Genomic DNA, 6,917 nt, shown 5'->3' on the forward strand with positions numbered 1-6,917 from the left:
CCGCAGTCCGGGCACCGGGTGGGGCGGCCGGTCCACCCGCGCTGCTGCAGGAGCAGGCCGAGCTTGGCCGCGGTCCCGCAGGCCCGGCCGTAGACCTGTCCCCAGCCGAGCCGCACCGTCACCCGGTCCTCGAGCACGCGCGCGTCGAGGTCTCGCTCGAGATCGGCGTCCCGAGCGCCGGCGCTGTTGTGGAAGAGCCGCCCGTCGAGCTCGACCACCAGCCCGAAGGCCTCGTAGTCCACGTCGCGCAGCACGCGCTCGAGGAGGCGCCGGCGGCCCCGCGGGAGCGGTCCTCCAGCGTCGCGAGCAGCCGCGCGGCGGTGGTACGTCGGGACTGGACGGCGTCGGCGACGAGGGCGAGGGCGTCGAGCTCACTGCGCGCCTCCGCTGCGAGGTCCACGACCGCCTCCTCGATACGCATCCGCGGCGGCGAGGTGTTCCACAGCACCCGGTCCTCCAGCCCGGTGACGCGGTGGACCTCGACCCCGGCGGCCGGCGTGACGCGGCGCTCAGCGGACACCGCGACGTGGATCGTCTCCGAGTCGTGGCCGCGGCGCCCCGGTCCGTCGGCTGCGCGGACCGCCGAGCCGTGGCTCAACGCCGCCGGCCAGGCGAGCAGGACCGCGGCCCAGGCCCGCTGCAGCCAGGTGAGCGGCCCGGTGTGGTCGACGTACACCCCCTGGTGCACCATCGCCCACTCCCGGCGGCGGACCAGGCGACGGATGTCGTGGTCGGCCAGGACGACCCGGCGGGGGTCCCCGGCTACCTGCCGTGCCGCTCCGCGACGTCGGCGATGACTGCAGCCCGGCGCTCGGCGGCGGCGACGGAGTGCTCGGCCATCCAGGTGGCCGTCAGCAGCGCGGACTCGTCCCCCGCCTCGCCGCGCAGGCCGTCGATGATGCCGCGGACGTCGGCGGGCTGCTTGTTCTGGCTCATCTTCGCCTTCGCCTCGACCCGGGTGAGCCGGACCTCCAGCCCGACGATCGCGCGCAGCATCCGCGCGACGTAGTCGCCGGGCACGTCGTCGACGGAGTACGCCGTCTCATGGGCCGCCGTCAGCCGGCGTACCGCCGCCTCGGTCCAGGCCGGGTCGTCGTGGGCGACCAGGGTGCCGTAGGCGTGCACGGTGAGGTAGTTCCAGGTCGGCACGACCTGGCCGTGCTCGGCGTACGACGGCATCCAGCGCGGCGAGACGTAGTGGTCGGCGCCGTGCACGAGGACCAGCGCGTCGGCCACCACCGGGTCGCTCCACTGCCGGTTGTTGCGGGCGACGTGGGTGACCAGCGAGCCGGACTCGGCGTCGTAGACGAAGGGCAGGTACGTCGCGACCGGGCCCTGCTCGTGCACCGTGACCAGGTCGGCGGCCTGGACGCCCGACAGCAGCTCGGTCACCTGGTCCGGGCTCATCGCGAAGTGCTGGGGAACCTCCATACCGCTCATTGTCCAGGTTCCCTACATCACCGCGTGCGCCCCTCCCGCGGAGCCGCGACCTTTGGCAGAGTAGGAGGACGGAGGCGATTCCTGATGAACGTGCCGACCTACCCCGTGCGCGTGGACGCGCACCTGGACCCCCAGCTCAGCCGCGGTCTGTGGCTGGTCAAGTGGCTGCTGGCGATCCCCCACTACATCGTGCTGGCCTTCCTGTGGCTGGCGTTCTGGGTGATGAGCGTGATCGCGTTCTTCGCGATCCTGTTCACCGGCCGCTACCCGCGCAGCATCTTCGAGTTCAACGTGGGTGTGCTGCGCTGGAGCTGGCGGGTGACCTACTACTCCTACGGAGCCCTGGGCACCGACCGCTACCCGCCGTTCTCGCTGCAGGAGCGGCCCGACTACCCCGCCCACCTCGACGTCGACCATCCCGAGCACCTCTCGCGGGGGCTCGTGCTGGTCAAGTGGTGGCTGCTGGCGATCCCGCACTACCTGGTCGTCGGGATCCTCGTCAGCGGCGGGTGGTTCGCCTACGACACCGCCACCGGCGACTACAAGTCGTGGGGGATGGGGCTGATCGGTCTGCTGGTGCTGATCGCCGCCGTCACCCTGCTGTTCACCGGCCGCTACCCGCAGACCCTGTTCGACCTGGTGATGGGTCTGAACCGCTGGGTGCTGCGGGTCGCCGGGTACGCCTCGCTGATGACCGACGAGTACCCGCCCTTCCGGCTCGACCAGGGCGGGCCGGACCCCGGCACGCTGGCTCTGGCGGCAGCCCCTGCCGGGGCCGGGGTGCCCGCCGCTCCCGTGGGCGCCGTACCTGCCGGCGCGGCACAGGGCACGACCGGGCACTGGACCGCCGGTCGCGTGGTCTCGCTGGTAGCCGGCTGCCTGCTCCTGCTCGGCGCGCTCGGCGCCGGCCTGGCCGGCGGCACGCTGGCCGTGGCCAACGCCACCATGCGCGACGACGCGGGGTTCTTGATGAGTCCGCAGGACTCGTTCAGCACCGGGACCTACGCGCTCACCTCGGCCAACCTCGAGGTGCACACCGACGTCCCCTCCTCCGAGGTCCCGCAGCGGCTGCTCGGTGATGCCAAGCTCCGGGTGACCGCGGTGCAGGACCAGCCGGTGTTCGTCGGGATCGCCCGCACGAGCGACGTGGACGCGTTCCTCGGCGACACCCTGCACGCGACCGTGGTGGACTTCGGGCGGCGCCCGGTCTACCGCACCAACGGGAGCACGGCCCCGGCGACGCTGCCAGGAGACAGCGACATCTGGGTCGCGCAGAGCGAAGGCACCGGCACCCAGGAGATCACCTGGCCGGTGGAGCGGGGCGACTGGACGCTCGTGGTGATGAACGCCGACGGCTCCCGCGGGGTCAACGTCGACGTCGCCGCGGGGGCCGAGGTGCCGGCGCTGGTCTGGGTCGTGGTGGGCCTGCTGGTCGGCGCGGCGATCGGGCTGCTGCTGGCCGTCCTCTTCATCGGGCTCGCACTGCTGCCGCGCCGGACCTCCTGAGCGGCGGGTCCGCTCAGGTCAGCGAACCGGGGTCGTCGGGCACGTCGATCGCGTGCTGCTGCAGCGCCTCGAGCGGGAGTACGTCGAGCGCGCGCTCGCTCGTGGCCGCGAGCACGACCGGCGCGGCCGCACCGTCGACGTACGCCTGCCACCAGCGGGCGGCCACCACGCACCAGCGGTCGCCCGGCCGCAGCCCCGGGAACTGCCACTCGGGACGGGGCGTGACCAGGTCGTTGCCGACGGAGACCTGGTGGGCCAGGAACTCCTCGGTCATCACCGCGCAGACGGCGTGCAGCCCGACGTCCTCCGGGCCGCAGGTGCAGGAGCCGTCGCGGTAGAAGCCGGTCACCGGGTCCGTCCCGCACTCCGCCAGCGGGCCGCCCAGGACGTTGCGCTCGGTCACGAGGCCAGCCTGCCACGGCCGAGGCGTCGTCAGTCACAGGCCGTGCACAGCGTGGACCGTGGTCCCACCCAGCCGGCCCTCCGACAGTGGAGGGACACCCGTCCACGTGCAAGGAGAGAAATGACCGAGCAGAGCCCGACCCCTCCGTACGACCCTGTCGCGCCCCAGGAGCCGATCGGCGCCTGGCCGACGCCGGCCGACGACGTGCCCGCCACGGCGGGCCCGGGCGGCGGAGGCTCGGGTGGTCGTCTGCGGGGCCTGGCCCGGCGTACCCAGCTGCTGGTGGCCGGAGGAGTCGTCGGCGCCGCACTCGTGGCCGGCGGTGCCGGGTTCGCCGTCGGCCACGCCAGCGCCGGGGACGAGGGGCGAGGTGGTTCCTTCCCCACCGGCGGATTCGACCAGCGCGGCGGCCCCGGCGACGACCACGGGCACTTCGGAGCCCCCGGCCAAGGGGGCCCCGGCCAGGGCGGCACCGACGACGACCAGGGCTCCGAAGGGTCGACCACCTGAGCCACCGGTCACGCCAGCCGCCACCAGTGCGGCACCCCGGGCGGAGGGTGTGGAATGGGGCGATGAGCGCGCTTCCCCCTGTCGCCGTCACCGGCTCGACCGGACACGTGGGTGCCCTGGTGGCCCGGCACCTCGCCGACCGCGGCGTACCCCAGCGGCTGCTGGCCCGTGACCCGGGGCGCGTCCCCGACCTGGCCGGCGGGGTCGCGCTGCCGATGAGCTACGCCGACACCGACGCCGCGCGGGCGGCGCTGGTGGGCGCGAAAGTGCTGTTCATGGTCTCGGCGGCCGAGGCGGCCGACCGGCTCGAGCAGCACCGGACGTTCATCGACGCCGCCGCGGCGGCCGGGGTCGAGCACGTCGTCTACACGTCGTTCCTCGGGGCGGCCGCGGACTGCACGTTCACGCTGGGTCGCGACCACTTCGCGACCGAGCAGCACGTGCGCGACACGGGGATGGCCTGGACGTTCCTGCGCGACAACTTCTACCTCGACGTGCTCCCCTACTTCGTCGGGGAGGACGGCGTGCTGCGCGGGCCGGCCGGGGACGGACGGGTCTCGGCCGTGGCCCGGGCCGACGTCGCCCGGGTCGCGCTGGAGGTGCTGCTCGACCCGGAGGCGCACCGCGGGGCGACCTACGACCTCACCGGGCCGGAGTCGCTCACCCTGACCGAGGTCGCCGAGACGATCAGCGCGGTCACCGGCCGCACGGTGCGCTTCCACGACGAGACGGTCGAGGAGGCCTACGCGTCGCGGCTCCGCTGGCCGGCGGAGCAGTGGCAGTACGACGCCTGGGTGTCGACGTACCTCGCCATCGCGCGCGGCGAGGTGGCCGGGGTCAGCGAGGACGTCGCCGCGCTCACCGGCGTACCCCCGACGGGGCTGGCCGACCTGCTGCGGGCGAGGCAGGAGGGGACGCGGTGACGGCGGAGGGTCCCGGGCCCTGGACGCTGGTGCGGCACGCGGACGTCACGGCGGCGGCGGGCGACCCGGCGACCTTCTCCAGCCGGGTCTCGCGGTTCCTGCAGATCCCCAACGGGCTCGACGGCGCCGAGCACGCGAGGTTCCGCCCGCTGGTGGACTCCTTCTTCACCCCCGACCGGATGCGCGAGCTGGAGCCCGCACTCCGCGAGGTCGCGGCCACGCTGGTGGCCTCGCTCCCCCGGCGGGCGCGGGTCGACGCGGTCGAGCTCGGCACGACGTACGCCGTCCGCGCCACCTGCGTGTGGCTCGGCTGGCCCGCCGCGATCGAGGCGGAGCTGCTGCAGTGGATGCGGGTCAACCACGCCGCGACCCGGTCCGGGGAGCTCGCCCGCACTCGGGAGGCGGCGGAGTGGTTCGATCGCATCATCGCCTCCCTGGCCAGGGCGCGTCGTGACGCGGGTGGGTCCGCACCTGACGACGTGACCACCGAGCTGCTGCACGCCACCGTGGACGGACGGCCGCTGACCGAGGAGGAGATCGTCTCGATCCTGCGGAACTGGACCGCCGGCGACCTGGCCTCGATGGCACTGTGCGTGGGCGTGGTGGTGCGCTACCTCGCCGACCACCCCGACGTGCAGACGCGGGTGCGCGACCAGGCCCGGGACGGCGCCGCGCTGGACCGCGCGGTCGACGAGATGCTGCGCATCGACGACCCGTTCGTGGCGAACCGGCGTGTGGCGACGCGGGAGGTCACCGTCGACGGGCGGAGGATCGGCCCCGGAGAGGTCGTGGTGCTCAGCTGGACCGATGCCAACCGGGACCCGGCGCGGTTCGGGGACCCCGACGCCTACCGCCCGGAGCAGAACGCGTCGGACAACCTCGTCTACGGCACCGGACCGCACGTGTGCCCCGGGCGACCCCTGGCGACCCTGGAGCTGCGGCTGCTGCTGCGCGAGCTGCTGGCCGCCACCACCTGGATCGAGCCGGGCGGGGCGACCGAGCGCGAGCTGCCGCCGCTCGGGGGCTTCCGGGTGGCCCCGGTGGTGCTGCGGGGCTGACCGCGCCGACTCAGAAAAACTGCGACGGGTCGGCGGGAAGACTGCGACGGGTCACCAGCGGTTGTGGACGTCCTCGGCCCAGCCCAGCACGTCGGAGACGGGCACCCACGCGCCGGTGTCGTCGCGGACCCGGCCCGACCAGTGCCCGAAGCACTGGTGGGTGCGGGAGGAGAAGACCTTGAGGTCCGTGACCGACCGCTTGAGGTGGAACGGGGTGAAGGTGAGGTCCACCGCGTCGCCCTCGACGCGCCACGGGGCGAGCCAGTCGGCGATGTCGTAGGTCCACACCAGCTCCTCGCTGATCTTGGACAGGTGCCCGTCGACGACCAGCGCGTTCTCCACCGACCCCGTCCCGTCGGTCCACCGGCCCCCGACCTGGATCCCGACCACCCGGCCGTCGGTACGCCCCGAGCCGGCACCCCAGTTCCAGTGCACGGCGTAGGGCCAGCGACCGCGGCCGTGGTCGAGCACCGCCCACGACTCCCCGGCCGGTACGTCGTGCCCGACGCCGTCGACCCACACCGTGCCCTCGGCCGGGCGGGCGACGTCCTTGACGGTGTACTGGAAGAGCCGCTCGGACCACGGCACCACCACGCCCAGGCACTCGTGCCCCTCGGGACGCAGGGCCAGCACGTCGAGCCGGACGCGTTCGCCCGAGGCCTGGAGCCGGGTGCCGCCCGGCACCTCGTCGAGGTCGATCTGCACCGCCTTGGTCCGACCGCGCGCCGGCCCCCGGCCGAGGGTGCCGGGCAGGGTCGCGCTGCCGCCGAGGACGCCGATAGCGTCGTACCCGATCTCCTCGCCGGTCGAGCGGTCGAGCAGCCAGAGGCTGTGCACGGCGGCGTAGTCGAGGTCGGAGAGCACCAGCGAGACGACGTGGGTGGGCGTGGTCACGGCCCAGTACTCCCAGCGCTTGTTGCGCCCGCGCCCGACCCGGCCCCTGCCGATCCCGTCGGTGGTGACCAGCGGCGTCCGGGTCCAGCCCACGGCGGCCGGGTTGAGCCGGCCGTCCGGCCGGGTCAGCGGGACCGGCGCGGTGAGCTCGCGCTCGTGCACCGCCACCGGCCGCGCCCGGCC

Annotated in this window: 8 protein-coding genes; 4 read left to right on the plus strand and 4 right to left on the minus strand. The window is 74.1% G+C overall.

What is annotated here, in order from left to right; translation table 11 throughout:
- Positions 1-254, minus strand: a 254-nt coding sequence (locus tag PLP61_RS13400) for a putative endonuclease domain-containing protein (RefSeq protein WP_502889051.1), incomplete at its 3' end; no start/stop codon positions are given.
- A gap of 508 nt (positions 255-762) precedes the next feature.
- Positions 763-1,431, minus strand: a complete 669-nt coding sequence (locus PLP61_RS13405) for an FMN-binding negative transcriptional regulator (RefSeq protein ID WP_324503237.1) — start codon at positions 1,429-1,431, stop codon at positions 763-765.
- A 93-nt stretch (positions 1,432-1,524) separates the two neighbouring features.
- On the opposite strand from PLP61_RS13405, the gene PLP61_RS13410 reads away from it, so the two are divergent.
- Positions 1,525-2,946, plus strand: a complete 1,422-nt coding sequence (locus tag PLP61_RS13410) for a DUF4389 domain-containing protein (protein ID WP_324503238.1) — start codon at positions 1,525-1,527, stop codon at positions 2,944-2,946.
- A 13-nt stretch (positions 2,947-2,959) separates the two neighbouring features.
- Here PLP61_RS13410 and PLP61_RS13415 read toward each other — a convergent pair whose 3' ends face one another.
- The gene (locus tag PLP61_RS13415) at positions 2,960-3,349 is read right to left on the minus strand and encodes a DUF2237 family protein (protein WP_324503239.1); all 390 of its coding nucleotides are present in this window, start codon (positions 3,347-3,349) and stop codon (positions 2,960-2,962) included.
- A 120-nt stretch (positions 3,350-3,469) separates the two neighbouring features.
- Between PLP61_RS13415 and PLP61_RS13420 the strand changes: the two genes are divergently transcribed.
- The 3 genes from PLP61_RS13420 (at position 3,470) to PLP61_RS13430 (ending at position 5,840) form a co-directional block, all read left to right on the plus strand.
- A complete protein-coding gene (locus PLP61_RS13420; protein ID WP_324503240.1) occupies positions 3,470-3,859 on the plus strand; it encodes a hypothetical protein in 390 nt (129 codons plus the stop codon).
- A 62-nt stretch (positions 3,860-3,921) separates the two neighbouring features.
- On the plus strand, positions 3,922-4,782 hold the full coding sequence (locus PLP61_RS13425) for an SDR family oxidoreductase (RefSeq protein ID WP_324503241.1): 861 nt from the start codon (positions 3,922-3,924) through the stop codon (positions 4,780-4,782).
- A complete protein-coding gene (locus PLP61_RS13430; RefSeq protein ID WP_324503242.1) occupies positions 4,779-5,840 on the plus strand; it encodes a cytochrome P450 in 1,062 nt (353 codons plus the stop codon). The genes PLP61_RS13425 and PLP61_RS13430 overlap by 4 nt, the downstream gene beginning before the upstream one ends.
- Positions 5,841-5,891: 51 nt before the next feature.
- Here the strand turns inward: PLP61_RS13430 and PLP61_RS13435 are convergent.
- Positions 5,892-6,917: DUF2804 domain-containing protein (locus PLP61_RS13435; RefSeq protein ID WP_324503243.1), on the minus strand; the 1,026-nt coding region annotated here is incomplete at its 5' end.

Origin of the sequence: Nocardioides sp., assembly GCF_035429765.1 — a bacterium.
Classification (GTDB): domain Bacteria; phylum Actinomycetota; class Actinomycetes; order Propionibacteriales; family Nocardioidaceae; genus Nocardioides.